This is a genomic window from Mycobacterium sp. MMS18-G62 (genome assembly GCF_053877835.1).
The window spans coordinates 4,449,529-4,476,452 of record NZ_CM132662.1 but is presented as its reverse complement, the minus strand read 5'-3'; the positions used below and the strand labels follow the sequence as shown (position 1 = coordinate 4,476,452).

The following is a 26,924-nucleotide window of genomic DNA, read 5'->3' as shown; positions in this document are numbered from 1 at the left end:
CATGGCTTTTCCTCTGTCGACGTATCGGCTGCAGATGCGTGGCGATTGCTTCACCTTCGCCGACGCCGAGAATCAGCTCGACTACCTCGCCGACCTCGGCGTGTCGCATTTGTATCTGTCGCCGATCCTGACCGCTGTCGAGGGGTCCACGCACGGCTACGACGTCACCGACCCGACGACGGTGTCGGCGGCCCTCGGCGGACCGGAGGGTCTCGCCCGGGTGTCCGCGGCGGCGCGGGCGCGCGGCATGGGTTTGATCGTCGACATCGTCCCCAACCATCTCGGCGTCGACAAGCCCGAACAGAACCGATGGTGGCGGGATGTGTTGGAACACGGCCGCTCGTCGCCGTATGCCAGCTATTTCGACATCGACTGGGAACTCGACCCGGAAGGCCGAATCGTGTTGCCGGTCTTGGGTTCCGACGACGACGAAGCCCCGCCCGGTTACCCCGCCGACAGTTCGAACGTGCGACTGACCGGATGGCGTCATGGTGTGTGCGGCTACCGGCGGTTCTTCTCGATCACCTCGCTTGCCGGACTGCGGCAAGAGGACCGCGCCGTGTTCGACGCCACGCACGTGGAGGTCAAGCGCTGGTTCGACGAGGGACTGGTCGACGGCGTCCGCATCGACCACCCGGACGGATTATCCGATCCCGCAGGCTATCTGGTGTGGCTGCGAGAAACCGTCGGCCAGCAGGCATGGATCGTCATCGAGAAGATCCTCGCGGTCGACGAACCGTTGGAGCCGACGCTGCCCGTGGCGGGCACCACCGGCTACGACGCACTGCGCGAAGTCGGCGGGGTACTGCTCGACCCTGCCGGCGCCGGCCCGCTGACCGCATTGTTCGAATCGACCGGCATCTCATACGACGAGATGCCAGAGACGGCACGCAAACTCAAGACAAATGCCGTCACCGACACCCTCGGCAGTGAACTGGCCCGGGTATGCCGAACCATCGTCGCATCGACAGGCGTCGACCACGCCGACCTGCCCACAGCGGTCGCCGAGCTGGTCAGCAGGATTCCCGTCTACCGCTCGGACTATCGGTCGCTGCCGCTGGTGCTGCCCGAGGCGATGGCCGAAACAGCCGCTGCCCGACCCGAATTGGGCAAGCCACTGGCAATCGTTTCGACGGCGCTGGCCACCAGCACTGCGGCGACGGTACGCGTACAGCAACTCTGCGGCGCGGCGACCGCCAAATCGATGGAGGACTGCCTGTTCTATCGCGACGCTCGGCTGGTCTCACTCAACGAGGTCGGCGGCGAGCCGCACCGATTTGGCGTCAGCATCGCGGAGTTTCACGAGCGGGCCGCCACGCGGGCACGGCTGTGGCCGCACGCAATGGTCGCCCTGACCACGCACGACACCAAACGTGGCGAGGATGTGCGCGCCCGCATCGGAGTCCTCTCGCAGGTGCCTTCCCTGTGGGCGCAGTACGTCGACGCCTGGCAGCAGCGCACCGCGCCGCCCGACCCGGGAACCGGACTCTTCCTCTTGCAGAACATGTTCGGGGTCTGGCCTGCCGACGGCAAGGTAACGGATGAGCTCCGGAAACGCATACACGCATACGCCGAGAAGGCGATTCGCGAGGCGGCTACCCAGACGTCGTGGCACGACCCCGATGGCGAATTCGAAGCGTCGGTGCACACTTGGATCGATGCGGTCATCGACGGACCGGTGGGTACCGAGCTGACTGGGCTGCTCAGTCGCCTCGACCTTCACGCCCGTAGCGATGTTCTTGCCCAGAAACTGTTGGCGCTCACCGTGCCCGGTGTGCCGGACGTGTATCAGGGCACCGAGCTGTTCGAGGACAGTTTGGTGGACCCGGATAACCGGAGACCCGTCGACTATGACGCGCGTCGTGAAGCGTTGAGCACCATGAACCACCCGAAGCTCAGGGTGGTGGCCGCCGCTTTGCGGCTACGGCGCGACCGTGCCGCCAGCTTCACCGATGGCGGCTACACGCCCGTGCTGGCAGAGGGTCCCGCCTCGGAACATCTGGTGGCGTTCGTACGTGGCGACGATGTGCTGACCGCGGTGAGCCGCCACACCGTGCGTCTTTCCGAAAACGGTTGGGGCGACACCGCTGTGGAGCTGCCCGACGGCACCTGGACGGACCGGATCAGCGGCGGCCGGTTCAGCGGCAGGGTGCTGGCCGTCGAGTTGTTCGCGGATCTGCCGGTGGCACTGCTGGTGCGACACGATGACTGATTTCGCCGTGTGGGCGCCGCGGCCGCAGCGGGTTCAGCTCGACATCGACGGAGCGCTGTACCCGATGGAGCGCGACGACGCCGGCTGGTGGCGGGCCGAGGTCGACGCCGGCCCCGACGCGCGCTACGGGTTTGTGCTCGACGACGACCCGAAAGTGCTGCCCGACCCGCGCTCGCCGCGACAGCCCGACGGTGTGCATGAACGTTCACAGCTCTGGCAACCAGCACCCGACGCGTGGACCGACGGCGACTGGCCGGGCCGCTCGATCGAAGGCCGCGTCATCTACGAACTACACGTCGGCACGTTCACTGCGGACGGCACGTTTGATTCGGCGATCGGAAAGCTGGACTATCTGGTCGATCTCGGCGTCGACTTCGTCGAGTTGATGCCGGTCAACGCGTTCGGCGGCACGCATGGGTGGGGTTACGACGGCGTGCTCTGGTACGCCGTACACGAGCCCTATGGAGGGCCCGACGGTCTGATCCGTCTGGTCGATGCTTGCCACCGCCGCGGCCTCGGTGTGTTGATCGACGCGGTGTTCAATCACCTTGGCCCGTCGGGCAATTACCTGCCGCGCTTCGGGCCGTACCTGTCGTCGGGAAGCAACCCGTGGGGCGAATCGATCAATATCGCCGACGCGGACGCCGACGAGGTGCGCCGCTACATCATCGACTGCGCGCTGCGCTGGATGCGCGACTTCCACGCCGACGGGCTTCGGCTCGACGCCGTACATGCGTTGGTCGACACCACAGCCATACACATCCTCGAGGAGCTGGCCGCCGAAACCGACGCGCTGGCCCAAGAAGTGGGCCGGCCGCTGTCGCTGATCGCCGAAAGCGACCGCAACGATCCGCGGCTGATCACCCCGCGCGACGGTGGCGGTTACGGCATGACCGCGCAGTGGGACGACGACATCCACCACGCGATCCATGCCGCGGTCTCAGGGGAAAGACAAGGCTATTACGGCGACTTCGGCTCGGTGGAGACGCTGGCGACAACGCTGAAGCACGGCTACTTCCACGCCGGAACGTATTCGTCGTTTCGCCACCGGCGGCACGGCCGGCCCCTGGACACGGCGACGATTCCTGCCACTCGGCTGCTGGCGTACACGCTCACACACGATCAGGTGGGCAACCGCGCAGTCGGCGACCGGCCGTCGCAGAATTTGACGTTCGGGCAGTTGGCGGTCAAGGCGGCGTTGGCGCTCGGGTCGCCGTATACGGCAATGCTTTTCATGGGCGAGGAATGGGGCTCGTCGTCGCCGTTCCAGTTCTTCAGCAGTCATCCGGAACCGGAACTCGCGAGGGCCACCGCGGAGGGACGCAAGCGGGAATTCGCCGAACACGGCTGGGACGCCGACGCGATACCCGATCCTCAGGATCCGGCGACCTTCGAACGGTCCAAGCTCAACTGGGATGAGGTCGACGACGGCGACCACGGCCGGCTGCGGCAGATCTACCGAGAGCTGATCGCGTTGCGGCACAACGAACCCGATATGGCCGACGCGCGGCTCGATCATCTGCGCGTCGACTACGACGAGAACCAGCGCTGGATCGTCATGTACCGTGGATCACTCGCGATCGCATGCAATCTCGGCGCCGAAGAGGTCGACGTTCCCGTCACCGGTGAGGTCGTGATGGCGTGGGGCGAGCCGGCCGTCGAAGCGAGAACCACTCGGCTGGATGGGCATTCCTTCGCCGTGCTTCGGATGACCGCCTAGAGCAGGTAGCGATACGCCGGTGAGCCGGGCTCCAGCGTCTCGACGTGGATGTCGGACTGCTTCATCCGCTCGAGCAGTCCCTCGAGGTCGGCGGCCGAACTCAATTCGATACCGACAAGGGCCTCACCGGTTTCCCGGTTGTTGCGTTTGACGTATTCGAACAACGTGATGTCGTCGCCCGGCCCAAGCACCGTGTCCAGGAAACGGCGCAGCGCGCCCGGCTCCTGCGGGAAGTCCACCAGGAAATAGTGCTTGAGGCCCAGATGCACCAACGAGCGCTCGAGCACCTCGTTGTAACGCGAAACATCGTTGTTCCCACCGGAAATCACGCATACGACGGTGGATCCCGGCTCGATGTCGGCTTCCATCAGACCGGCCACCGACAGCGCGCCTGCCGGCTCGGCGATGATGCCGTCGTTCTGGTACAGGTCGAGCATCGCGGTGCACACCGCGCCCTCGTCGACTGTGGTGATCGACACCATGTCCCCCGCCGCGGCCAATGCCGCGTAGGTGAGCGTGCCCGCGCGGTTCACCGCGGCGCCGTCGACGAACTGATCGACGTGATCGAGGGTGACCGGCTCCCCCGCTGCCAGCGCTGCGATCATCGCCGCGGCCCCGGCCGGTTCGATGCCGAGGACAGCGGTGTTCGTCGTCCGCTCGGCCAGATATGTCGTGATGCCGGCGATGCAGCCGCCGCCACCGACCGGGACGATCACCAGGTCCGGCTCCCCGTCGAGCTGGTCGAGGATCTCGGCGGCGATCGTGCCCTGCCCCGCCATCGTGCGCGGATCGTCGTACGGCGGCACCAGCGTGGCGCCGGTGCGTGCGACGTCGTCCAGTGCGGCGGCCGCGGCCTCGTCATATGTCTTGCCGACGACGATCAACTCGATGAACTCGCGGCCGTGGTAGCGGATGCGGTCGCGCTTCTGCTTCGGCGTCTTGCCCGGCACATACACCCGGCCGTGGACACCCATCGACCGGCAGGCCATCGCGAAACCCTGAGCGTGATTGCCTGCCGACGAGCAGACCACCCCAGCGGCGATCTCGTCGTCGGACAACTGCATCAGCAAGTTGTGCGCGCCGCGCAGCTTGTACGACCGCACCGACTGCAGGTCTTCACGCTTCAGATAGACCGATGCTCCGGTGGTTTCAGACAGCCGCTCGCTGAACTGCAGCGGGCTGCGCAGAACCACGCCGGAAATTCGCTGAGCGGCCTCATCGATGTCGGCCGCGGACAGCGGCGACGTACGAGGACTCTGGCTCAGTTCAGCGGACACCGGTCAATGGTGCCACCAACCTGCAGTTTTCAGGAAACCGGGGTCAGGACGAACACGGGGATCTGGCGGTCGGTCTTCTTCTGGTAGTTCGCGTAGTCGGGCCACGCCTCGACTGCGCGCTCCCACCACGTCGCCTTCTCGTCTCCGACGACCTCGCGGGCCTCGTACTCCTTGGCGACCGGGCCGTCCTGCAGCTCGACGCGGGGGTGTGCCTTGATGTTGTGGTACCAGACCGGGTGCTTCGGCGCGCCGCCCAGCGACGCCACCACAGCGTATTCACCGTTGTGTTCGACGCGCATCAGCGGGGTCTTGCGGATCTTGCCGGTCTTGGCGCCGACGGTGGTCAGCAGGATCACGGGCTTGCCCTGCAGCTCGGTTCCTTCGGTGCCGCCGGACTCCATGTACTTCTCCGCGTTCTCGCGGGCCCAGTCGGACGTGCTCGGTTCGTATTCTCCGGAAAGTGGCATGTGACCAGCTTAGAACGGCTATCGATGTGATCCGTATGATCCAGTGTTTCGGTTGCCCGAAAACTGTTCTGCGAGTTATCGTCACTCTGTGACCGTGCGCGACGAAGTCAGCATCGCCGGCGTTCCCTGGCCGGTGTACAAGCTGCTCGCGCTCGCGATCGGTGTCCTTGTGCTGGTGATCGTGGGCATCGCGACCGGCAGTGCGGCGCCGGCCGTGATCGCGGGGGCTGCCGCGGGCACCATCGTGTGGCTCTGCCTCGGCGCCTTCCGGTCGAGCCGCTAGTCCTCCAGCAGCCTCCTGAGCGTCTCGAGGTCTGCCCGTACCGCTGCGACGTCGGCCTCCAACTCCTCGTCGGTCATGCCGGCACGCCGTCGCACCGTGAACACGACCTCGCACTGCGCCTCCCCGACACCACCGGGGACCACCCGCAGCGGGTTGTACACGGCCTCACCTGTCGGCAGCCGCACGACATGATCGAGGACTCCGAACTCGTTCGGCGGGGCGAATTCGACCGTCACTTGGCCCATCGGCGAATCGGCCACCCAGCCGTCGGCCGTCTGTCGCAGCCCACCCTGGGCCAGGCCGGCCGCCCAGCGCGGCCAATCGTGTGGGTCGGCGGCGAACTCGTAGACCACCTCGGGTGCCGCTGTGATCCAAATGCTGACGTGTCGCGACTCCATCTCTTCATCGTGACCCACACACTGGGCACATGGACACCACACCCGAACCGTCATCTGGGGTCGAGGAGTTCGTGAAGCGGGCCGAACGCATCGCGTCGGGCGCCGAACAGCACATCCCGTCATGGCTTCGTCCTGGCAATCCGGAGAGCCGGCTGCCGGTCTTGGCCGCCCTGATTGTCGCGATCACGCTGCAACTGTTGATCTCCAGGAGATACACGCTGGTTCCGCGATGGCCGCTTCTCGCGATGGAGATCCTTCTGGTGGTGGTGCTGGTCGTGCTCAACCCAGTGCGCTTGTCCAGGCCGACGCTCATGGGCAAGTACGCCTCCTATGTGCTGCTGGCCGCGATCACCGTCGACAACACGTTGTCGGCCGTGGTGCTCGATTCGCGCATCATCTCCGGGAAGGTAAGCAACGACGCCGCATTGCTACTCGGTAGCGGTGCGGCGATCTTCGTCACCAACACCATCGTGTTCGGTATCTGGTATTGGGAACTGGATCGCGGCGGCCCGTTCGCCCGGCTGCAAGGCGCAAAGGCCTATCCGGCCTTCATGTTCCCGCAGATGGACAATCCCAAAGTGGCCAAACCCGATTGGCGGCCAACCTTTGTCGACTACCTGTACGTCAGCGTCACCAACGTGATGGCGTTCTCCCCCACCGACACCATGCCGCTGGCCCGATGGGCCAAGGCGATGATGGCCGTACAGGCCCTGGTGGCCTTGTCGACTGCCGGGCTCGTAATCGCAAGGGCGGTAAACGTTTTGGGCTAGCCGCCCAAGCAGCCCGGGCCCAGCAGCGCCTTCAGGTCGCCCATCAACGCCGACGACGGCGTCACCCGCAGCGAGACATCCAGCTCGAGTGTGGTGATGCGCTCACCACTGATCAGCCGTAGATGCACCTGCGACGTGCCCGGGTGCCGCGCCAGAACCTGCTTCAACGCGGTGACCTTGTCGACGGTGCACTGCCGCGTGGGCAGGCTCACCGCCACCGGACGATCCACCTGGGCATGCGAAAAGTCCGGCACCACAAGCTCGTGGGCGATCAGCGCGATCCTGTCGTCGCGCGCTGCGACCTTCGCCTTCACAAGCACGACCGCGTCGTCGGCGATCTCCCCGCCGTACACGGAGTACGTCTGCGGGAAGAACAACACCTCGATGCCACCGGTGAGGTCCTCGAGTTGTGCTGAAGCCCAGGGCAATCCGTTCTTGTTCACCCGCCGGTTCACCGAGGCGAGAATGCCGCCCACCACCACTTGAGATTCATTGGCGACGTCACCGTCGAGTATGGCGGGGATTTGGGTGTCCACCTGGGTGGCCAGCAGATGCGCGACGCCGTTGAGCGGATGCCCGGACACATACAGGCCAAGCATCTCGCGCTCGAGAGCCAGCTTGTGCTTGTCCTCCCACTCCTCGTCGGGCACCTTGATCGTGAACACCGCATCGGTGGCGGTATCGGCGCCGCCGAACAGATCGAACTGCCCCATCGCCTCGGCCTTCTTGGTGCCAAGCACGGAGTCGACGGCGTCGGTGTGTATCAGGAACAAACCCTTGCGCGGATGGCCGAGGGAGTCGAACGCGCCCGCCTTGATCAGCGATTCGGTGACCTTCTTGTTGCAGGGCCCTATCTCGATCTTGTTGAGGTAGTCGGAGAAGTCGATGAACTTCCCCTTGTCGGTGCGCGTGTTGATCAGCGACGCAACGACATTGGCTCCGACGTTGCGCACCGCGCCGAGCCCGTAGCGGATGTCCTCGCCCACCGAGGCGAAGTTCAGGCCGGACTCGTTGACGTCCGGCGGCAGCACGGTGATGCCGAGCTTGCGGCAGTCCGCCAGATACACCGCGGCCTTGTCCTTGTCGTCGCCGACCGACGTCAGCAGACCTGCCATGTACTCGGCCGGATAGTTGGCCTTGAGGTAGCCCGTCCAGTACGACACCAAGCCGTACCCGGCGGCGTGGGACTTGTTGAACGCGTAATCGGCGAACGGCAGCACCGTGTCCCACAACGCCTTGATGGCCGCTGCCGAGAAGCCGTTGGCTTTCATGCCTTCCGAGAAGCCCTCGTACTCCTTGTCGAGCACCTCACGCTTCTTCTTGCCCATGGCTTTACGCAGAATGTCTGCTCGGGCCAGCGAGTACCCGGCAACTTTCTGCGCGATGCGCATGATCTGCTCTTGATAGACGATCAGGCCGTACGTTTCGGCGAGGATCTCCCGCAGCGGTTCCTCGAGTTCGGGGTGGATCGGTTTGATCGCCTGCTTGCCGTTCTTGCGGTCGGCGTAGTCGTTGTGGGCGTTCATGCCCATCGGCCCCGGCCGGTACAGCGCGATGACAGCGACGACGTCCTCGAAGCCGGTCGGCTGCATCCGCCGTAGCAGGTCACGCATCGGGCCGCCGTCGAGCTGGAACACGCCGAGCGTGTCGCCACGCCCCAACAGCTCGTATGTCGCAGGGTCGTCGAGCGGCACCGACTCGAGGTCGAGCTCAATCCCCCTGTTGGCCTTGATGTTCTCCAGCGCGTCGCCGATGATCGTCAGGTTCCGCAGACCGAGGAAGTCCATCTTCAACAGGCCGATGGCCTCACACGACGGGTAATCCCAGCCCGTGATGATCGCGCCGTCCTGGGGCCGCTTCCACAGCGGAATCGCCTCGGTCAGAGGCTCCGAGCTCATGATCACCGCGCACGCATGCACACCGGAGTTGCGGATCAGCCCCTCGAGGCCGCGCGCGGTCTCGTAGATGGTGCGCACATCCGGATCGGTGTCGATCAGGCCGCGGACCTCGGCGGCCTCCTTGTACCGCTCATGGTTGGGATCGGTGATCCCCGACAGCGGTATGTCTTTGGCCATGATCGGCGGCGGCAGCGCCTTGGTGATCCGGTCGGCGATCGAGAAGCCGGGTTGGCCGTAGTGAATACGAGCCGAATCCTTCAGTGCCGCTTTGGTTTTGATCGTGCCGAAGGTGATCACCTGCGCGACGCGGTCATGCCCCCACTTGTCTGCTGCATAGCGCACCATCTCGCCGCGGCGACGGTCGTCGAAGTCGATGTCGATATCGGGCATCGACGCACGCTCGGGGTTCAGGAAGCGCTCGAACAGTAGCCCGTGCTCGATCGGGTCGATGTCGGTGATGCGCAACGCATAGGCCACCAACGATCCCGCGGCCGACCCGCGGCCAGGGCCGACGCGGATGTCGACCGAGCGCGCATAGCCCACCAGGTCGGCCACGATCAGGAAGTACGACGGATATCCCTTGGCGCAGATGACGTCGATCTCGAAGGCGGCGCGGTCGACGTACTCCTGAGGCACGCCGGACGGGAACCGGCGCGCCAGCCCGGCATCGACCTCATGGCGCAGCCACGTCTCCTGCGTGTGGCCGTCGGGAACCGGGAAGATCGGCATCCGGTCACGCTGAGCCCACACGTCTTCATAGGACTGCACCCGTTCGGCGATCAGCAGCGTCGAATCGCAGGCGCCGGCAATCTGGTCGTCCCAGAGCGCGCGCATCTCGGCGGCCGACTTGAGGTAGTAGCCGTCGCCGTCGAACTTGAAGCGGTTGGGATCCGACAGAGTCTTGCCGGTTTGCACGCACAGCAGCGCCTCGTGGTTGTGTGCGGCGTCGCGGGTGACGTAATGGCAGTCGTTGGTGGCCAGGGGTGGAATGTCGAGCTTGCGGCCGATCTCGAGCAGACCCTCGCGCACCCGGCGCTCGATGTCGAGCCCGTGGTCCATCAGCTCGAGGAAGTAGTTGTCCGGGCCGAAGATCTCCCGCCATCTGGCTGCCGATTCCAGTGCCTCGCGGTCGTGGCCGAGACGAAGCCGGGTCTGCACCTCACCGGACGGGCACCCGGTGGTGGCGATGATGCCTGCGGCGTGTTCGGCGATCAGTTCGGCATCCATGCGGGACCACTTGCCGAGCTGGCCTTCGAACGACGCCATCGACGAGAGCTTGAACAGATTGCGCAGCCCGGTCGCGTTCTCCGCGACCATCGTCAAGTGCGTGTAGGAACCACTGCCCGAAACGTCGTCGCCCTTTTGGTTCGGATCGCCCCACAGGATCCGTTTGGTGTCGAAGCGCGAGCCGGGCGCGATGTAGGCCTCCACGCCGATGATCGGTTTTATGCCGACTGCAGTGGCGCTGTTGTAGAACTCGCTGGCGCCGAACATGTTTCCGTGGTCGGTCATTCCGATCGCCGGCATCTGCAGCCGCTGGGCCTCGGCGAGCATCGGCGTGATCTTCGCGGCACCGTCCAGCATCGAATATTCGGTGTGGTTATGCAGGTGCACGAAGGACCGATGAGCGCTCGCGCGAAGAGCAGACGGACTTGTCATAGGGCAGCCAGTCTATGGCGGCTCACCGACACTTCTCGGCGTGTCGGCATGCGTGTCTTTATCGCGGCCAGCCGACTTGGGCAACCACGCCCACGACCATGAAGGCTGCGACAAGAACCGCCAAGAAGATGCCATTCACACTCGGCACGCTATTGCGGATAGGTGCGCTAGGAATCGGGCGTTTCCCTACGTCAAACCCGGTCAGGTACGGCCTGCGAACGGTCCAGCAAGCCGCGAACGATCAGCTTGTAAAGTTGCTTGGCAACCTTCGTCGAGTCGGCCCCGTCGACGACGAATCCGGCGTAGAAACCCATTCCCAGGAACATGGCGAGCAACATGCTCACGATGGCTGCGGTGTCGGCGTCGGGCGCAATCTCACCTCGCGCGATCGCGTCCTCGATCATCGAGGTGTAGAACGCCTCCATCGCGGAGACGACGGGACCGTCACCGTGCCGAAGGATAGGGCTTCGGTGGAATTCCAGCCGGGCGATGATGATGAACCTCATCATCGACGGCTCCCCGAACCCCGACCGGGACGCCGACGTGACGAACGCCGTCAACTGCCCTAAAAGCGTGTCGGCATGCCGGGCCTCGTTGATGCAGTCCGCGACGATCGACGACGCCTCTTCCACCAGGCTGTCGTAAATCTGCTCCCTGGTGTGGAAGTAGTAGTGCATCGTCGGACGGCTCAACCCCGCCCGCTCGGCGATGGCCTGGAAGGTGGCCGCCTCAAAGCCGCGGTCATTGATCACCTCGCGTGCCGCGCGCAGGATCCCGGCTCGGGTTTCAGCGGAGTCGGAACCGATCGGACGCCCGCGTCCTCGACCGACTGGTTCGGGCCGGGTGTCGAACGCCATCGGCAAACGCTATGGCATTGCTAAAGGCGGGTCAACCGGACAGATTGTGCAAACGCCGCAACAGGTAGTCGGCCACTCCGGCATCGGTGGTCAGCTCGATGGACCTGCGGTACGCGTCGGCGGCCGGTGCCGCGCGGCCAGCCTGGGCCAGCAGATGCGCCCGCGTCGTCCACGCCGGCTGGAACCGATCGACGGCCGGGTCGGCGATCGCGTCCAGTGCGCGCAGCCCGGCATCGGGTCCGTCGAGCTCTCCGTCGATCGCCGCCAAAGCCACGGCTGCACCCAGCGACGGCGCCACCCGCATCAACGCACGGTAGAGCTTTCGCAGCGCTTCGATGTCCACATGTCCGTGCGTGGCTCGGCCGCAGTGAGCGGACTGGATTGCCGCCTCGTACTGGAATCGGCCCGGCCGCCCGAATGCGTGGGCGCGGTGCAGCAGCGATTCACCGCGGGCGATCAGCACCTCGTCCCACAGCGAGGCGTCCTGCTCGTCGAGCGGGACGAAGCGCCCGTCGGCGGTGCGGCGCGCCGGCCGCCGCGCCTCCGACAGGCACACCAGCGCGGCCAGACCCAGCACCTCCGGCTCGTCGGGCGCCAGCTCGGCCAGCACCAGCGCCAAATGCAGGGCCTCGGCGGACAGCGATTCGATGGGCGCGCCCTGCGGCATGTGTTGCCAGTCGATTGCGTAGGCCGCGTAGACGGCCTCCAGCACCGCAGGCAACCGCTCGGTGAGGTCGTCGCGTTCGGGAAGCACGAACGGGATACCCGCATCGCGGATGCGTTTCTTGGCCCGCACCAGCCGCTGCGCCATGGCGGCCGGCTCGACCGCGAATGCCGAGGCGATCGCGGCGGCCTCCACGCCCAGTACCGTCTGCAGCATCAGCGGCGTGCGAACGTTGGCCGCAATAGCGGGGTGGGCGCAGACCAGCATCAGCTCCAGCCGCCGGTCGGGTATCGCGGTCATGTCATCGGCTTCCAAAATGCCTGGAACATCATGTGTTTCGTGGAATGGCCCGGTGGCGCGGTATGCGGATGACTTCCACAGGTCACGTAATCGGTTGCGCGCCACGGTGAGTATCCAGCCCTCGGGGTTGGCCGGTATGCCGTCGTCGGGCCAGCGGGACAGCGCGCGTTCCAGCGCGTCGGCAAGCGCGTCTTCGGCGGCGGCGATGTCGCGGGTCGGCGCGGCCAGTACGGCCAGCAGCCGGCCGTACGAGTCCCGGGTGACCGCAGCCACCCGGTCTCGTACTTCGCCTAGGGGGTGTACCACCCGCGGTTGGCGGCGTAGGTCCGCCCCACCGGGCGGATTTCAACAGAACCCCAGCCGTTGGCGGGGTTGCGCTGCGCCCACTTCAGCGCCTCGTCGAGGTTGTCGACCTCGATGACGAAGATGCCGCCGAGCTTTTCCTTGGTGTCGGCGAACGGCCCGTCCTGGACCTCCGGTGTGCCGTTGCGCGCGGTCACCGTGGTGGTGCTGACGACGGATTCGAGGACTTCGGTGTCGATGAGCACACCGGCCGCCGACAGGTCGTCGGCGTAGGCCTTGAAAGCCTCCATCGCGGGAGCCATGTCCTCGTCGGTCAGCCCGACCTCGTGGCCCTCCTGGTAGTGCATCAACAGGCAGTACCGCATCGTGGTGTCCTTTCTGTCGGAATGGTGACGAGCCCTTCGCTCTTCGCGCAAGCGCTCATCACCGGTATGACGACTCTGGCACCGCCCGATCGACACGTGCCCGCCAGATCGCGTCGCCGCTGAAGACCAGCAGCGCCAGCCAGATCAGCGCGAAGCCCAGCCACCGCGCCGGTGGCATCGGCTCATGCCCTACGAGCACGCCCCAGCTGAGCTGCATTGCGGGGGTCAGGTAGAAGAGCAGGCCCATCGTCACCATGGGAAGCCGCTGAGCCGCGGCGGCGAATAGCAGCAGTGGCAGCGCGGTCAGCACGCCGGACAGGATCAACAACGCGACATGGCCGGCACCGTGATTGGCGAACGTCGCGTGCCCCCCGGCTTGCAGCACCACCAGGTACACCAGGGCGAAAGGAGCCGCCAGCCCGGCCTCGATACCCACGCTGACCCGCGGATCGACCGGCACCACCTTCTTCACCGCGCCGTACAGCCCGAACGACAGCGCGAGCCCAAGGGCGATGACGGGGACCGTGCCGACCTCCACGGTCAGCACTATCACTGCGGCGACGGCGATGGCCAGTGCGACGAACTGTGCCCGGTTGAGCCGTTCTCGAAATAGCAACAGGCCCAACGACACTGTGACGAGAGGGTTGATGAAGTACCCGAGCGCGGCGTCCACCACATGGCCGTTGTTGACCGCGTAGATGTAGATCACCCAGTTCACCGAGATCAGGGCAGATGCGAACGTCAGCAGCAGCCAGGTGCGTCCGGTCATTGCCCGGATGTCGCCGAGCCGGCGCACCGCCGCGATCACCACGACCATCAACACGAAGCACCACACGATTCGGTGCGCCAGGATTTCGAATGCGCCGGCGGGCTTCAACAGCGGGAAGAACGCGGGGAACAGGCCCCACGACGCGTAGGCGCCGACGCCGAACAACAACCCTGACTTGCGGGTCTCGCTCACAGTTCGTGGTTGCGCAACACGTCGAGGGCGTGCTGCAGATCGGCTGGGTACGGGCTGGTGATCTCGACGCGGCGGCCGTCCGCCGGGTGGGCGAATGCCAGGGATCGGGCATGCAGCCATTGGCGTTCGAGCCCAAGCTTTTTCGCCAAAGTCGGGTCGGCGCCGTAGGTCAGATCACCGCAGCACGGGTGGTGCAACGCGGCGAAGTGCACCCGGATCTGATGGGTGCGCCCGGTTTCCAACTCGATGTCGAGCAGGCTGGCGGCCTGGTGTGCCTCCAGGGTGTCGTAGTGCGTGATGCTGTGTCTGCCCTGTTCGGTGACGGCGAATTTCCAGTCGTGTCCTCGGTGGCGCCCGATGGGTGCGTCGATGGTTCCACTGGACGGGTCCGGATGTCCTTGCACCAGTGCGTGATAACGCTTTTCGACGGTCCGTTGCTTGAAGGCTCGTTTGAGCACCGTGTAGGCGCGCTCAGACAGGGCCACCACCATGACACCCGACGTCCCGACATCGAGCCGGTGCACGATGCCTTGTCGCTCGTGGATTCCCGATGTGCTGATCCGGAAACCCGCCGCGGCCAGTCCGCCCAGCACCGTCGGCCCACTCCAGCCGACGGTCGCGTGCGCAGCGACCCCGGGTGGTTTGTCGACCGCGACGATGTCGGCGTCGGAGTACAGGATCGCCATGCCCTCGATCTCGACGGGCGTGTTCTCCACGGGCGCAGGCGCTTCCGGCAGGCGGACCTCCAGCCATGCGCCCGCCGTGAGCTTGTCCGACTTGCCTGCCCGGGTGCCGTCGATGTCGACGCCGCCGTCTTCGGCAAGCGCCGCCGCGGCCGTTCGCGACAGGCCGAGCAGCCGGGCCAGCCCGGCGTCTACACGCATGCCCGCCAACCCCTCGGGGATGGGCATCGAGCGGGTGGCCACTAGGTCGAGTTGGCCTTGCGGCGGCCGACCGTGTCAGATTCGCCACCCGGCTTTCGCCTGCCGGCCGTGTCGAAGTCAAATCCGAAGAGCGACAAGGCGACCAGCAGAATGGCGCCGCCCACCACCGACGGGTCGGCCACGTTGAACACTGGCCACCAGCCGATGGACAGGAAGTCGACGACGTGCCCGCGCAGCGGCCCGGGTGAGCGGAAGAACCGGTCGACCAGGTTGCCCATCGCGCCGCCGAGGATCATGCCGAGGCCGATGGCCCACCACGGCGACACCAGCCTGCGACCCATCCAGATGATGCCGATCACCACACCGGTCGCGATCAGGGTGAGCACCCAGGTGTAGCCGGTGGCCATCGAGAACGCTGCGCCAGAGTTGCGCACCAGGGTCCACGTGACGGTGTCACCGATGATCGACACCGGCTGACCGGGCGTCAGCAGCCTGACCGCGAGCACTTTGGTGACGATGTCGAGCACGAGAACCACTGCCGCAACGGTCAGCAGCAGACGGATCCGCCGCCGTGGCCGCGCGTCGCGCACCTCGTCTTCGGTCACCGGCTCCGCCGCGGCCGAGCCGGATGTTTCATCAGTCACTCCCCCATCATCCCCTAGCGGTCATGCGCGATGATTCCACCCATGGGTCGCCTCGTTGTCGTCACCACAGGCGGCACGATCTCCACGATCACCGACGACGACGGTGTCAAGCGGCCGAGCCGCAGCGGCGCGGATCTGACCTCAGGTTTGGACGTCGAGGTCGTCGACCTGATGGCGGTCGACAGCTCGCAACTGACGCCGGCCGACTGGGACAGAATTCGTGAAGCTCTGCCGTCTGATGCCGACGGTGTGGTGATCACGCACGGCACCGACACCATGGAGGAGACGGCGCTCTGGCTCGAGCTGACATACGACGGCGTGGCCCCTGTGGTGATCACCGGCGCGCAGCGCAGCGCAGACGCGCCGGAGCCTGACGGACCCCGCAATTTGCACGACGCATTGACCGTCGCGGCCAGTCCGGACGCCCGCGGCCTCGGCGTGGTGGTGGCTTTCGCGGGCACCGTGTGGCAGCCGTTGGGCCTGCAGAAGGTTGCGACGGGTGACCTGCGGGGTTTCGCGGGCGAGTCGCTCGGGGAGGTCGCCGACGGCCGCTTCACCCCACACGGGGCGAAGGACCGGCCATTTCTCGGTTCGCTCTCAACTGCCGCCGCCCCTCGGGTCGACATCCTGGCGGTGTACCCGGGCGCTGACACCGTGGCGATGGATGCGTGCGTGGCTGCGGGCGCGCGAGGCATCGTGCTGGAGGCACTGGGCTCGGGCAACGCGGGCACGGCGTTGATCGACGGGGTCCGCAGGCACTACCGCGACGGCGTCGTCGTCGCGGTGTCCACTCGGGTACCAGGTGGGCAGGTCAGCCCCGGGTATGGGCCCGGCCGTGACCTGGTGGACGCGGGCGCGATGGTGATGTCGCGGCTGCGGCCGCCGCAGGCGCGGGTGCTGCTGATGGCGGCGCTGGCGGCCGGTTCACCCGTCGAGGACGTCGTCGCCCGCTGGGGCTGACCGGGACGCGAGGTCGCTGAGATAGTCGGGCCAGTCGAGGCTGTCGACCGGGTTGGCGCGGCTGATGTCGGGTGTGTCGTCGGGGAATGTACGTGCCTGCCCCGGCCCGGTGCCGCGGGTCTCGAACCTCACGGTCATCACGCCGTGGCCCGCGCCCTGGATCCACCCATGGCCGTGGTCGGTGTGCGTGACGTCGTCGCCCACCCGCCACGCCGGCGGGGTCGCAGCTGCGTCGGTGAGCGTCTGCGGCAGCCGGGTGTTCGACACCTCCTCGGCGACAAGCTCGAGATCGGGAAACAGCGACTCCTGACGGACGTCGGACAGGCCCGAAAAGCCAACGCCGACAAGGCGAATCGGGCCGATCTCGAGCGGGTCGAGCAGGAGCTTGCGGGCCATCGCGGTCAGCGTGGCGGCGTCGGTGGTCGCATACGGCAGCGTGGCGGAGCGGGTCAGAATGCTCATGTCGGACTTCTTGAGTTTGACGGTGACGGTGCGCGCGCCGCGGCCGTCCTTCTCGAGGCGCGCATGCGCGTGCTCGCCGATCGGCCCGATGGCTTCGCGCAGCTGGTCGAGCGTGGTCAGGTCCTCGGGGAACGTCGATTCGGCGCTGATCTGCTTCGCCGGGGCGTTCTCGGCGACGGGTCGGTCGTCGATGCCTTGCGCGAGGCGGTGCAGAGCGGGGCCGACGGTAGCGCCGAGGATGTTGGCCACCTCGGCGTCGGTCAACGCGGCGAGCTGGCCGATGGTCTCGATGCCGAGCCGATGCAGTCTCTCTTCGGCGACCGGGCCGATGCCCCACAGGCGCCGCACCGGTAGCCCGTCGAGCAGCATGCGCTGCTCGTCTCGACGCACCACCCGGATGCCGTCGGGTTTGGCCAAGTCGGATGCGATCTTGGCGACCTGCTTGCCCGATCCGGCGCCGACGGAGGCGACCAGACCGGTCTCTCCGCGGACCTTGGCCCGCAGCTGTTGGCAGAACGCCTCGACGTCCTCCGCCGAAGCGCCGGCCAGTTCTGGCGGTTCGCCGAACGCCTCGTCAAAGGACAGTTGCTCCAGGACGGGCACGATGCTGCGGACGGTGTCCAGCACGCGGCGGCTGGCGACGCCGTAGACCACGCCGCGCGGTGGCAGCACCACGGCCGGGGCGCCGACGAGGCGGCGGGCCTGATGCATGGGCATCGCCGAGCGGGCGCCGTACACGCGGGCCTCATAGCTTGCTCCGGCGACGACGCCACGCCCGCCGAGCCCGCCAACGAGGACGGGCCGTCCACGAAGGGTAGGCCTTGTCAGCTGCTCGACGGAGGCGTAGAACGCGTCCATGTCGAGGTGAAGGACCCAGCGAGCGTCCACAGTGCCGATGCTAGGTCTCCACCACGGCAGCACACACTTTCGCTAGACCTTGGCGATCGCCACCCGCACACCGTCGCCGATCTCGGTTCCGTCGGCCGGTTGACCGAATTCGAAACTGGTGGCCAGGATTTCGCGCGCAATCAAGTCGCTGTGCGTAGTGGCCCAGTCCGCGCGTTCGGCAGGCACCGACATCACGACCGAGATGCGGTCGGACACGTCGAGGCCGGTGGACTTGCGAAGGTCCTGCAGTTCGCGGATGCGGTCTTTCGCCCAGCCCTCGGCCTCCAGCTCGGGCGTGACGGCGCCGTCGAGCACCACCAGCCCGGCGCCGTCAGGCAGCGCGGCGGTGTACTCGGGGTCCGCGGCCACCAGCCGCGAGCTGTACTCGTCAGGCTGCAGCACGGCCGGCCCCGCCGTCAGCGTGCCGTCGGCGTAGACGACGGCCTCACCCGCCTTGACGGCCTTGATCGCGGCCTGGACGTCCTTGCCCAGCCTGGGCCCGGCGACTTTGGCGTTGACGGTGAGCTCGAACAGGCCGTACGCGGCGATGTCGTCGGTGAGCTCGACCGCTTTCACGTTGAGCTCGTCTGCGATCAGGTCCTTGAACGGCGCTAGCTGCTGCGGATTGTCCACCGCAACAGTCAGTTTCGGCAATGGCAGGCGCACACGCAGCTTCTTGGCCTTGCGAAGAGACGACCCGGCAGACGCCACCTCGCGCACCTGATCCATCGCCGCGACCAGTTCCGGATCCGCCGGTACGACACCGGCTTCCGGCCAGTCGGTCAGATGCACCGACCGTTCGCCTGTCACACCGCGCCAGATCACCTCGGTGATCAACGGCAGCAGTGGGGCCGCCAACCGGCCGGTCACCTCCAGCACGGTATGCAGCGTGTCGATGGCGTCGCGATCCTCTTCCCAGAACCGCGAACGTGACCGCCGGACATACCAATTCGTCAACGCCTCGGTGAACTGGCGAAGTTGGTCACACGCCCCCGAGATGTCGCACACATCAAGCGATTCGGTCAGGTCGTCGCGCAGCTGGGCCAGCTTCGCAAGGATGTAACGGTCGAGCACGTGCGACGAGTCGGTGCGCCATGTGCCCTTCTTCGGCGCGTACAGCGCAAGGAAGGTGTAGGCGTTCCACAGCGGCAACAGCACCTGGCGCACGCCTTCGCGGATGCCCTGTTCGGTGACGATCAGGTTGCCGCCGCGCAGGATCGGCGAGGCCATCAGGAACCACCGCATGGCGTCGGAGCCGTCGCGGTCGAACACTTCGGTCACGTCCGGGTAGTTGCGCAGCGACTTGCTCATCTTCTGGCCGTCGTTGCCCAGCACAATGCCATGCGCCACACACGTTTTGAACGCAGGCTTGTCGAACAGCGCGGTGGCCAGGATGTGAAGCGTGTAGAACCAGCCGCGGGTCTGGCCGATGTACTCGACGATGAAGTCCCCAGGGAAATGGGTGTCGAACCAGTCGTGGTTCTCGAACGGGTAGTGCACCTGCGCGTAGGGCATGGAACCCGAATCGAACCAGACGTCGAACACGTCGGAGATGCGGCGCATCGTCGAGTTGCCCGTCGGGTCATCGGGGTTGGGCCGGGTCAGCTCGTCGATGTAGGGTCGGTGCAGATTGTCCGGCCGCACCCCGAAGTCACGCTCCAGCTCGTCGAGACTGCCGTACACATCGACACGCGGATAGCGCGGGTCGTCGGACACCCAGACCGGAATCGGCGTGCCCCAGTAGCGGTTTCGCGAGATCGACCAGTCGCGGGCGCCGGACAGCCACTTGCCGAACTGACCGTCCTTGACGTGCTCGGGATACCAGGTGATCTGCTGGTTGAGTTCGACCATCCGGTCGCGGAACTCGGTGACCTTGATGAACCACGACGACACCGCCCGGTAGATCAACGGGTTTCGGCACCGCCAGCAGTGTGGATAGGAGTGTTCGTAGGTCTCGTGGCGCAGCAGCACCGCGCCGTTCGCCGCGGCGGAGCGGCCCTGGCTCTTCAGGTCGCGGATGATCTGCGGGTTCGCGTCGAACACGTGTTGGCCGGCGTAATCGGGAACCGTGTCGTCGAAGCGGCCCTTCGAGTCGACGGGTGTGACCGCCGAGATACCGGCCGGCTGGGTGGTGGCCATGTCGTCCTCGCCGTACGCCGGCGACATGTGCACGATGCCGGTGCCGTCGTCGGTGCTGACGAAGTCCGCGGGCAACACCCGAAATGAGTTGGGCGCGTCCATGAAATACGGAAACGGCGGCAGATAACGCGTCTCGAGCAGATCCCGCCCGGAGTACGTCGCCAGGATTTGGGGCTCTTCACCGAGTTCGCGGGCGTAGGCGGCTAGGCGCGCCTCGGCCAGCACATAGCGCCGTCCGTCCGGGGCTTGCACCTGGACGTAGGTGACGTCGGGATTGACGGCGACGGCCTGGTTGGACGGCAGCGTCCACGGCGTCGTGGTCCAAATCAGGAGATGGGCACCGTTCAGCGGGCCACCATCGACCAGGAAACCGACGGTGATCGCCGGGTCCTGGCGGCTTTGGTAGACGTCGTCGTCCATCCGAAGTTCGTGGCTGGACAGCGGCGTTTCGTCGTTCCAGCAGTACGGCAGGACACGGATGCCCTCGTACGCAAGGCCCTTGTCCCACAGCTGTTTGAACGCCCAGATCACCGATTCCATGAACGTGGGGTCCAGCGTCTTGTAGTCGTTGTCGAAATCGACCCAGCGCGCCTGGCGGGTAACGTAGGCGCGCCACTCGTTGGTGTACTTCAGTACCGACGCTTGGCAGGCGTCGTTGAATTTCTCGATGCCCATCTCTTCGATCTGGGTCTTATCGGTGATGCCGAGTTGTCGTTGCACCTCGAGTTCGGCGGGCAGGCCGTGCGTGTCCCATCCGAACCGGCGCTCCACCTTGAAGCCGCGCATGGTGCGGTACCGCGGAACGATGTCCTTGACGTAGCCGGTGAGCAGATGGCCGTAGTGAGGCAGGCCGTTGGCGAACGGCGGCCCGTCGTAGAAGACATACTCGGGCGCGTGGTCGCGGCGTGCGACGCTGGCGCGGAACGTGTCGTCGCTGTCCCAGTAGTCGAGGACGTCGGATTCGAGCGCCGGGAAGTTCGGTGCTCCGGCGGCCGGCTTCGGGTAGGCGGTCACTGTGGTGCGTTGTCTCCTGTGCCAGAAGTTCAGGCACGGGGACGACGTCGCGCCGGTGCGCGAGCGCCGCGGTACCACCCCGCTTGCGCACGAAGCTGTGCGCCGCTCAACTCGGGCGATGACGGGCCCACCCGTTCGGTTCTACTGGGCCCCGGGAAGCTCCCGCAGCTGTTCTTCCGAAGGCTCCCCGGTGATAGCCGGATCGGTGCCGTTGCAGTCGATTCTAGTGTCCGGCGCAAATTCGCCCCGCTAGCGTCCCCCTATGGCCGAGTCATTGACCGACGATCAGCAGCACCGGCGGCGACGGGCGGTAGTGGAACGGATGCCGTCCACCCCGTTCATGGGCTGGCTCGGCATTGTGTTCGAGCGCTACGAACCCGACGACGTGACGGTTCGACTGCCCTTTCGCGACGAGCTGACCAACGACGGCACCTATTACCACGGCGGGGTGATCGCAGCCGCGATCGATACCACCGGCGCGGCCGCGGCGTGGTCGAACCACGACTTCGAGAAGGGCACACGAGCCTCCACGATCTCGATGACCATCAACTACGTCGGCGCTGCGAAGCGCTCTGATCTCATCTGCCACGCCCGCACGGTGCGCAGGCGCAAGGCGCTCACCTTCACCGAGATCACCGCCACGGACGGCGACGGCACCGTCGTCGCGCACGCGGTGCAGACCTACCGGCTTGGCGGCTGACCATCCGGCGGCCAGCTCGAGACGCCCTCCTCCAACGGCACCTCGAGGCTGTGCAGGATCGACGCGATCATCCGCCACGCCCCGATGGCCGTCACCAACTCCACCAGCACAGCAGAATTCGACCCCAGCTCACGCTTCAATGCGGTCCACGTCTGTCGGCTCACGGCGCCTTCACGCACGACGTCGTCGGTCGCCGCAAGCACCGCTCGCTCGGCAGCACCGAAGCCGACATGCGTCGCCCAGTTGCGCACACCGACGAGGTCGGCGGCAGGGACGCCCAACCCGCAGGCGACGCGCCAGTGTTGTGTCCACTCGTAATCGCATGCGGTCAGCCAGCCGATCCGCATGATGACCAGCTCTCGCAACCTTGGGGCCAGGGAGCCGTGCCACAGCATGGTGGCCAGCAAATCATTGAGCGCCCGCGCCAGCGTCGGATGATTCAGCAACACCTGGAAGATCGACAGCTCGGCCATGTAGTCCGGAATGCCGGCCTGGTCCGCAGCGGCTTTGGCCTCCTCGAGCGGTAAGCGCGGAACGCGTGAACCGCTCGCGGAGTCGGGCATAGCCGCACCCTAGACCGCGTAGCTTTGCGCCATGAGCGATCACACCTACCGAATCATCGAGATCGTCGGGAGCTCGCCCGACAGCATCGACGCGGCGATTCGCAATGCGATATCGAGGGCCTCAGAGACAATGCGTGGACTCGACTGGTTCGACGTCCAGTCAGTCCGAGGTCACCTCCAGGATGGCGCCATCGGGCACTTCCAGGTGACACTCAAAGTCGGCTTCCGCCTGGAAGACGCCCGATGACGTCAGACCGGAGCGGCGGCGTCTGAGGTCATCTCGAAGAGCGCAAACGGGAACTGCTCCATGAGCTCTTCGATGGTGTAGCTGTCGAAGCGGCAGGTGTCGTACCACCAGTCGAGCTGCAACAGCCCGTCGACGCGGTACACCCGCAGCTCCAGCGCATACCCCAAGCCGGCCGGTGTTTCGTACGTCGGCGTCGTCCCCGCGGGCACAGTGCCCACATAGTTGAGGAAGATCTCCGACTCGACGTCCGCGCCGTCTGTGGGCGCCGCAGCGAGTGCGCGGTGCACATGGCCAAGCATCTCGGTCGGCCCGACATCATGGGCCGTCGCGCACTTCAGAGGAATCGCGTGGAGAAGCCACCGGCGTTCGCCAGTGACGTCCACAGCGACGACGCCCTCACCGATGGTGCGTGCGATCGCACGGCCCAGCGCCGCGAGGAGAATTTCGTCAGCCGCCAGCCCCAGCCAAGCCGCTGCGCCGTCAACTTCGGCAGTTAGCTCGTTGGTTGCCGGGATCGACAGTCGCTCCAGCTTGGGCGAGCTGCCATCGGCTATGTCGTGGTCGACGACCCGCAACGTCGGGGCCGTCCAACTGTCAACCTGATAAGAGAGATCGCTGCTCGTGTCAGCTAAGTAAGGAGCCACCATGCAGCTAACGCTACACCTGTTTCCCAAGAATGGGAGAGCCATCCCAAAACTGTGACGCCTGTGTCAATTAAGAGCCAGAAATCCATTTGCCGGGTATGGGTGCCCATACACGGGAAGTCGGGTTATCGTATGTGGGTGCCCCGCACCGATGAAAACGGCCGACAGCTCAAAGCCCTGCTCGATTACCTCCTTGATGGAGAGATCGATGCCAAGGACATTTACGATGCCCTCGGAATCTCCAGCAGCACGTACTACCGGCGCGTCAAAGACGCCGACTACCCCAACGCCGAGGAGCTGCGGCGGGTAGCTGACAGGTTCAACCTCAGCTATCCCGACCTGCAAATTCAATTCGGCTTGATGAGTCGCCAAGAAGTCTGGAGCTATCTGGAATCGGCCCCTTTCACGATGACGACGGTGAAGGAGAAGGTGAATCAGGTACAGACGACTCGGCCCCCGAGACTGTCTGAGCTGAAACCGCGTGAGGATGCTCCTCCCCTGTAAGCCATTTTCGCCGTACACTTTGCTGGAAACGCTTTAGCAAGAAGGCAGCTCCCCTATGGCCCAGGCAACCCTCATCGCGATCACCCTCGTGTGCATCGTGTGGAGCCTGTGGATTCGGCGGGTCACATGGTCGTGCCGGTGGGAGGTTGCCGCCACCCTCAACATCGCGTTGCAAGGCATTGCAGTGCTGCTGATGTCACCGTGGGCCTCAGAAACGATCGGTCACTGGCTGCACGCGCTGACCGGCATGTGGAATCTCGAGGACTACATCGGCCACGATGCCTACATCGTCGCCGCGTCCGCGGTCATCTACAACGCCCTAGGCAGACTCGCCGACGATCACGCCATGCAAAAGTCCTTCAAGCTGTACGTGGAGCGCCCTGCCACGATCTGTATTCCGCTGCTGCTTGCGACGTTCTCCCTCGGCAACGGCGCGATCATTTACAAGCCGGACTTCTTCGACGTGCCCACCGACTTCTGGTTGAACACCTACTGGCTGCTCTTGTGCGGCATGCTGATCTATCTGCTGGTCTACGGTGCGCGAGCACTGCTCGTCCTTCGGCAGGATCCACGGTCGCGGATGATCGCCAACGTGTACCTCGTCGCATCGGCAAGCGGCATCCTGGCCTGCACCGTTCGGATCGTCACCGCCTACGTCACGCCGTTGCAGACGGTTGAGGGCGGCACGTTGGTGTGGATCTTCGCCTGCGGGTGTGGCGCCGGATTTGCGATCACGTCGGCGCAGTCGTGGCGCATGAAGACCAAGTGGTTCACCAAGGCCAGCCGCTGAGCTGACTCAGCCTGCGACGGGCCGCGGCACGTCGTACGGGGCGCCGAAGGCTGGCATCGTCTCGTAGCCGCGCTTGCGCGCCCTGGCGGCGTCGCGCCGGATGAGCGCATGGAGTCCGGCGAACGTCACCTGGTCGAGCACCATCCGGGTCAGCAGCCGATTGTGGACGAACCCGAACGACAGCCCACTTTCCGGGTCGGCCCAGCCCACCGAGCCGGCCAGCCCGGCATGTCCGAAGCCCGGCATCAATCCGGCCGGCAATGGCAGCGAGTGATATCCCAAATGGAAGCTCAACGGTACGAAGATGTTTCGGTCCGGCCACAAAGTCGGTTTGTGAGCAAGGGCGGAAACCCGCTCACGGGACAGGAATTGGCTGCCGTCGATGTGGCCGCCGTTGGCGATCGTGGCGTACATCTTGGCCAGCGCGCGCGCCGTCGTGACGCCGTTCGCGGCCGGGATCTCCGAGTCGAGGAACGGGATATCGCCCTGCACAACGGCTTTCATGCCGGGGAAATACATCGAGCCGAAGACGCCAGAGAACTGCAACGCGGCAACCCTTGGCGCAACGAAATTGAACACGGGGTTGGACAAACTGCCCTGGGGCGCGAGGATCTGCGCTGCGCGCGTGGGTGAGTGGGCCGGCGGACGCCCGAGGTGCAGTCCATCGGTGTTCAGCGGTTCCGCGAGTTCCTCGCGGATCAGGTCACGCATGCCCTTGCCGGTGACCGACCGGGCAAGCCCCGACATCAACCAGCCGTAGGTCAACGCGTGATACGCCGGTTTCCCGTACAGCACGCGGTTCACCGGAGCGGCCGCGATCCGCGCCTCCATCGCCCGGTGGTCCAGCAGCTCGGCCTTGCTGACGCCGTTGAGTTGGGACAGCCCGGCACGGTGGCGCATCACATCGCGGACGGTGATGTCCGCCTTGCCGTTTACACCGAACTCTGACCAGAACTCGGCCACGGGGACGTCGTAGTCGAGCAGGCCGCGATCGGCCAGGCGGTGGATCACCGTCGAGGACATGCCCTTGGTGACCGACCAGACCATGGCGCCGGTGTCGGCGGTCCAGTACTCGGTGCCGCGGCGGTCGGCGTAACCGGTCCACACGTCGACCACGGGCTCGCCGTGCAGGTACACGGCCAGGGCGCCGCCACCGAACCGGCGACCTGGGAAAAGTCGATCAAACGCCTGCACGGTGCAGGCAAAATTCGAGTCCGCCGCGCCCTGAATACCGTGTGGGAGCGCCGCGCTGCGCTCCCGGCTCTTGACAGCCGTCACAATGTATTGAATTTACCTGCAACCCCGGCAAATAAACGAGGTGTTACCCATTCGTTAAGTCACTGCACGTCAGCCGCGTCGAGCAGCTGTTGCGCAGCAAGCGTGGGGGTCAACTCGCCGTCGCGCACCTGGCGCTCCACCTCGGCGCGGATCTTGCGCACCGCAGGATGCGACAGCACGCGGTCTAGCACCGCGTCGCGGACCATCGACCACGTCCAGTCGACCTGCTGCGCGCGCCTGCGGGCGTCGAACTCTCCCGCTTCGGTGAGGACCTGGCGATGCTTCAGCACGGTGTTCCACAGCTCGACCAGGCCTTCGCCCTGCAGCGCGCTCATCGTGAGAACCGGTGGGCGCCAAAGTGTTTCGCGCGGATAGATCAGGCGTATCGCACCGGTCAGCTCGCGCGCTGCGGCCTTGGCCTCGGTGGCGTGCTCGCCGTCGGCCTTGTTCACCACGACGATGTCCGCGAGTTCCAGAACACCCTTCTTGATGCCCTGCAGTTGGTCACCCGTGCGCGCCAAGGTCAGGAACACGAACGTGTCGACCATATTGGCGACGGCCACCTCGGACTGGCCGACGCCCACGGTCTCGACCAGGATCACGTCGAACCCGGCGGCCTCGAGCAGCACGATCGTTTCGCGGGTGGCCTTGGCGACCCCGCCGAGCGTGCCCGATGTCGGCGACGGCCTGATGTACGCGTCGGGGTGAACGGCCAGCCGCGCCATCCGCGTCTTGTCGCCGAGAATCGAACCGCCGGTCCGCGTCGATGACGGGTCGACGGCCAGCACAGCAACTTGATGGCCCTGCTCGATCAGGTACATGCCGAGCGCCTCGATGGTGGTCGACTTGCCGACGCCGGGCACCCCGGTGATCCCGACGTGCATGGCCTTGCCCGCGTCGGGCATCAGCTCCATCAGCAGCTGCTGGGCCTGCTGACGATGGTCTGGCCGGGTGGATTCGACGAGCGTGATCGCCCGCGGCAGCGCAGCGCGGTCGCCGGTGCGGACCGCCGCCGCCAGTTCGTCGACTTGATCGACCATGAGCAGGCGCCTCTACGCCAAATCAACGTTTTG

At 65.9% G+C, this 26,924-nt stretch carries 25 protein-coding genes; 9 read left to right on the top strand and 16 right to left on the bottom strand.

What is annotated here, in order from left to right:
* Position 1 precedes the first annotated feature (1 nt).
* Both treY and treZ read left to right on the top strand, forming a co-directional pair.
* Complete coding sequence (gene treY / locus ACWW36_RS22305) at positions 2-2,212, top strand: malto-oligosyltrehalose synthase (RefSeq protein ID WP_456138141.1); 2,211 nt, start codon at positions 2-4, stop codon at positions 2,210-2,212.
* Entirely contained in the window at positions 2,205-3,932 is a 1,728-nt protein-coding gene (gene treZ / locus ACWW36_RS22300) for a malto-oligosyltrehalose trehalohydrolase (protein ID WP_456138140.1), read from the top strand. The genes treY and treZ overlap by 8 nt, the downstream gene beginning before the upstream one ends.
* On the opposite strand, the gene ilvA is transcribed toward treZ, so the two are convergent.
* Together ilvA and ACWW36_RS22290 are read right to left on the bottom strand one after the other, a co-directional pair.
* Positions 3,929-5,209, bottom strand: coding sequence for a threonine ammonia-lyase (ilvA, locus tag ACWW36_RS22295; protein WP_456138139.1), 1,281 nt, complete (start codon positions 5,207-5,209; stop codon positions 3,929-3,931). The two genes, treZ and ilvA, sit on opposite strands and share 4 nt — an antisense overlap.
* 29 nt (positions 5,210-5,238) lie before the next feature.
* Positions 5,239-5,676, bottom strand: coding sequence for a nitroreductase family deazaflavin-dependent oxidoreductase (locus ACWW36_RS22290; protein WP_456138138.1), 438 nt, complete (start codon positions 5,674-5,676; stop codon positions 5,239-5,241).
* Positions 5,677-5,764: 88 nt separating this feature from the next.
* Here ACWW36_RS22290 and ACWW36_RS22285 point away from each other — a divergent pair, with 88 nt between their 5' ends.
* Positions 5,765-5,959 carry a hypothetical protein gene (locus ACWW36_RS22285; RefSeq protein ID WP_456138137.1) on the top strand — a complete coding sequence of 65 codons (195 nt, stop codon included), beginning with the start codon at positions 5,765-5,767 and terminating at the stop codon, positions 5,957-5,959.
* On the opposite strand, the gene ACWW36_RS22280 is transcribed toward ACWW36_RS22285, so the two are convergent.
* Positions 5,956-6,357 carry an SRPBCC family protein gene (locus ACWW36_RS22280; protein WP_456138136.1) on the bottom strand — a complete coding sequence of 134 codons (402 nt, stop codon included), beginning with the start codon at positions 6,355-6,357 and terminating at the stop codon, positions 5,956-5,958. The genes ACWW36_RS22285 and ACWW36_RS22280 overlap by 4 nt on opposite strands.
* Positions 6,358-6,386: 29 nt before the next feature.
* Here ACWW36_RS22280 and ACWW36_RS22275 point away from each other — a divergent pair, with 29 nt between their 5' ends.
* On the top strand, positions 6,387-7,127 hold the full coding sequence (locus ACWW36_RS22275) for a hypothetical protein (protein WP_456138135.1): 741 nt from the start codon (positions 6,387-6,389) through the stop codon (positions 7,125-7,127).
* On the opposite strand, the gene dnaE is transcribed toward ACWW36_RS22275, so the two are convergent.
* The 7 genes from dnaE to lspA all read right to left on the bottom strand — a co-directional run bounded on the left by dnaE (position 7,124) and on the right by lspA (position 15,662).
* Positions 7,124-10,684, bottom strand: a complete 3,561-nt coding sequence (gene dnaE / locus ACWW36_RS22270; RefSeq protein ID WP_456138134.1) for a DNA polymerase III subunit alpha — start codon at positions 10,682-10,684, stop codon at positions 7,124-7,126. The genes ACWW36_RS22275 and dnaE overlap by 4 nt on opposite strands.
* Before the next feature lie 191 nt (positions 10,685-10,875).
* The gene (locus tag ACWW36_RS22265; RefSeq protein ID WP_456138133.1) at positions 10,876-11,541 is read right to left on the bottom strand and encodes a TetR/AcrR family transcriptional regulator; all 666 of its coding nucleotides are present in this window, start codon (positions 11,539-11,541) and stop codon (positions 10,876-10,878) included.
* A gap of 31 nt (positions 11,542-11,572) precedes the next feature.
* A complete protein-coding gene (locus ACWW36_RS22260; protein WP_456138132.1) occupies positions 11,573-12,778 on the bottom strand; it encodes an RNA polymerase sigma factor in 1,206 nt (401 codons plus the stop codon).
* A gap of 17 nt (positions 12,779-12,795) precedes the next feature.
* Complete coding sequence (locus ACWW36_RS22255) at positions 12,796-13,173, bottom strand: YciI family protein (protein ID WP_456138131.1); 378 nt, start codon at positions 13,171-13,173, stop codon at positions 12,796-12,798.
* 58 nt (positions 13,174-13,231) lie between these two features.
* On the bottom strand, positions 13,232-14,134 hold the full coding sequence (gene rarD / locus ACWW36_RS22250; RefSeq protein WP_456138130.1) for an EamA family transporter RarD: 903 nt from the start codon (positions 14,132-14,134) through the stop codon (positions 13,232-13,234).
* The gene (locus ACWW36_RS22245; protein WP_456138129.1) at positions 14,131-15,060 is read right to left on the bottom strand and encodes an RluA family pseudouridine synthase; all 930 of its coding nucleotides are present in this window, start codon (positions 15,058-15,060) and stop codon (positions 14,131-14,133) included. Before ACWW36_RS22245 ends, rarD begins: the two co-directional genes overlap by 4 nt.
* Positions 15,060-15,662: a signal peptidase II gene (gene lspA, locus ACWW36_RS22240; RefSeq protein ID WP_456138128.1), complete on the bottom strand. Its 603-nt coding sequence runs from the start codon at positions 15,660-15,662 to the stop codon at positions 15,060-15,062. Before lspA ends, ACWW36_RS22245 begins: the two co-directional genes overlap by 1 nt.
* A gap of 42 nt (positions 15,663-15,704) precedes the next feature.
* Between lspA and ACWW36_RS22235 the strand changes: the two genes are divergently transcribed.
* The gene (locus ACWW36_RS22235; RefSeq protein WP_456138127.1) at positions 15,705-16,622 is read left to right on the top strand and encodes an asparaginase; all 918 of its coding nucleotides are present in this window, start codon (positions 15,705-15,707) and stop codon (positions 16,620-16,622) included.
* Here ACWW36_RS22235 and ACWW36_RS22230 read toward each other — a convergent pair.
* Positions 16,587-17,972 carry a DNA polymerase IV gene (locus ACWW36_RS22230; protein WP_456138126.1) on the bottom strand — a complete coding sequence of 462 codons (1,386 nt, stop codon included), beginning with the start codon at positions 17,970-17,972 and terminating at the stop codon, positions 16,587-16,589. The genes ACWW36_RS22235 and ACWW36_RS22230 overlap by 36 nt on opposite strands.
* Before the next feature lie 42 nt (positions 17,973-18,014).
* Positions 18,015-21,158: an isoleucine--tRNA ligase gene (ileS, locus tag ACWW36_RS22225; protein ID WP_456142580.1), complete on the bottom strand. Its 3,144-nt coding sequence runs from the start codon at positions 21,156-21,158 to the stop codon at positions 18,015-18,017.
* Positions 21,159-21,387: 229 nt separating this feature from the next.
* On the opposite strand from ileS, the gene ACWW36_RS22220 reads away from it, so the two are divergent.
* On the top strand, positions 21,388-21,825 hold the full coding sequence (locus tag ACWW36_RS22220) for a PaaI family thioesterase (protein ID WP_456138125.1): 438 nt from the start codon (positions 21,388-21,390) through the stop codon (positions 21,823-21,825).
* Here the strand turns inward: ACWW36_RS22220 and ACWW36_RS22215 are convergent.
* Entirely contained in the window at positions 21,807-22,388 is a 582-nt protein-coding gene (locus tag ACWW36_RS22215) for a carboxymuconolactone decarboxylase family protein (protein ID WP_456138124.1), read from the bottom strand. The two genes, ACWW36_RS22220 and ACWW36_RS22215, sit on opposite strands and share 19 nt — an antisense overlap.
* Before the next feature lie 31 nt (positions 22,389-22,419).
* On the opposite strand from ACWW36_RS22215, the gene ACWW36_RS22210 reads away from it, so the two are divergent.
* Positions 22,420-22,635, top strand: coding sequence for a dodecin (locus ACWW36_RS22210; RefSeq protein ID WP_456138123.1), 216 nt, complete (start codon positions 22,420-22,422; stop codon positions 22,633-22,635).
* 2 nt (positions 22,636-22,637) lie between these two features.
* Here the strand turns inward: ACWW36_RS22210 and ACWW36_RS22205 are convergent, their stop codons facing one another.
* Positions 22,638-23,282 carry a hypothetical protein gene (locus ACWW36_RS22205; RefSeq protein WP_456138122.1) on the bottom strand — a complete coding sequence of 215 codons (645 nt, stop codon included), beginning with the start codon at positions 23,280-23,282 and terminating at the stop codon, positions 22,638-22,640.
* Positions 23,283-23,417: 135 nt separating this feature from the next.
* Here ACWW36_RS22205 and ACWW36_RS22200 point away from each other — a divergent pair, with 135 nt between their 5' ends.
* Both ACWW36_RS22200 and ACWW36_RS22195 read left to right on the top strand, forming a co-directional pair.
* Positions 23,418-23,783: a helix-turn-helix domain-containing protein gene (locus ACWW36_RS22200; protein WP_456138121.1), complete on the top strand. Its 366-nt coding sequence runs from the start codon at positions 23,418-23,420 to the stop codon at positions 23,781-23,783.
* Positions 23,784-23,838: 55 nt separating this feature from the next.
* Positions 23,839-24,573, top strand: coding sequence for a hypothetical protein (locus tag ACWW36_RS22195; RefSeq protein ID WP_456138120.1), 735 nt, complete (start codon positions 23,839-23,841; stop codon positions 24,571-24,573).
* Positions 24,574-24,579: 6 nt separating this feature from the next.
* Here the strand turns inward: ACWW36_RS22195 and lipL are convergent, their stop codons facing one another.
* Positions 24,580-25,851: an esterase/beta-lactamase LipL gene (gene lipL / locus ACWW36_RS22190; protein WP_456138119.1), complete on the bottom strand. Its 1,272-nt coding sequence runs from the start codon at positions 25,849-25,851 to the stop codon at positions 24,580-24,582.
* Between the two features lie 59 nt (positions 25,852-25,910).
* Positions 25,911-26,891 carry a methylmalonyl Co-A mutase-associated GTPase MeaB gene (gene meaB / locus ACWW36_RS22185; RefSeq protein WP_456138118.1) on the bottom strand — a complete coding sequence of 327 codons (981 nt, stop codon included), beginning with the start codon at positions 26,889-26,891 and terminating at the stop codon, positions 25,911-25,913.
* Positions 26,892-26,924: the final 33 nt, after the last annotated feature.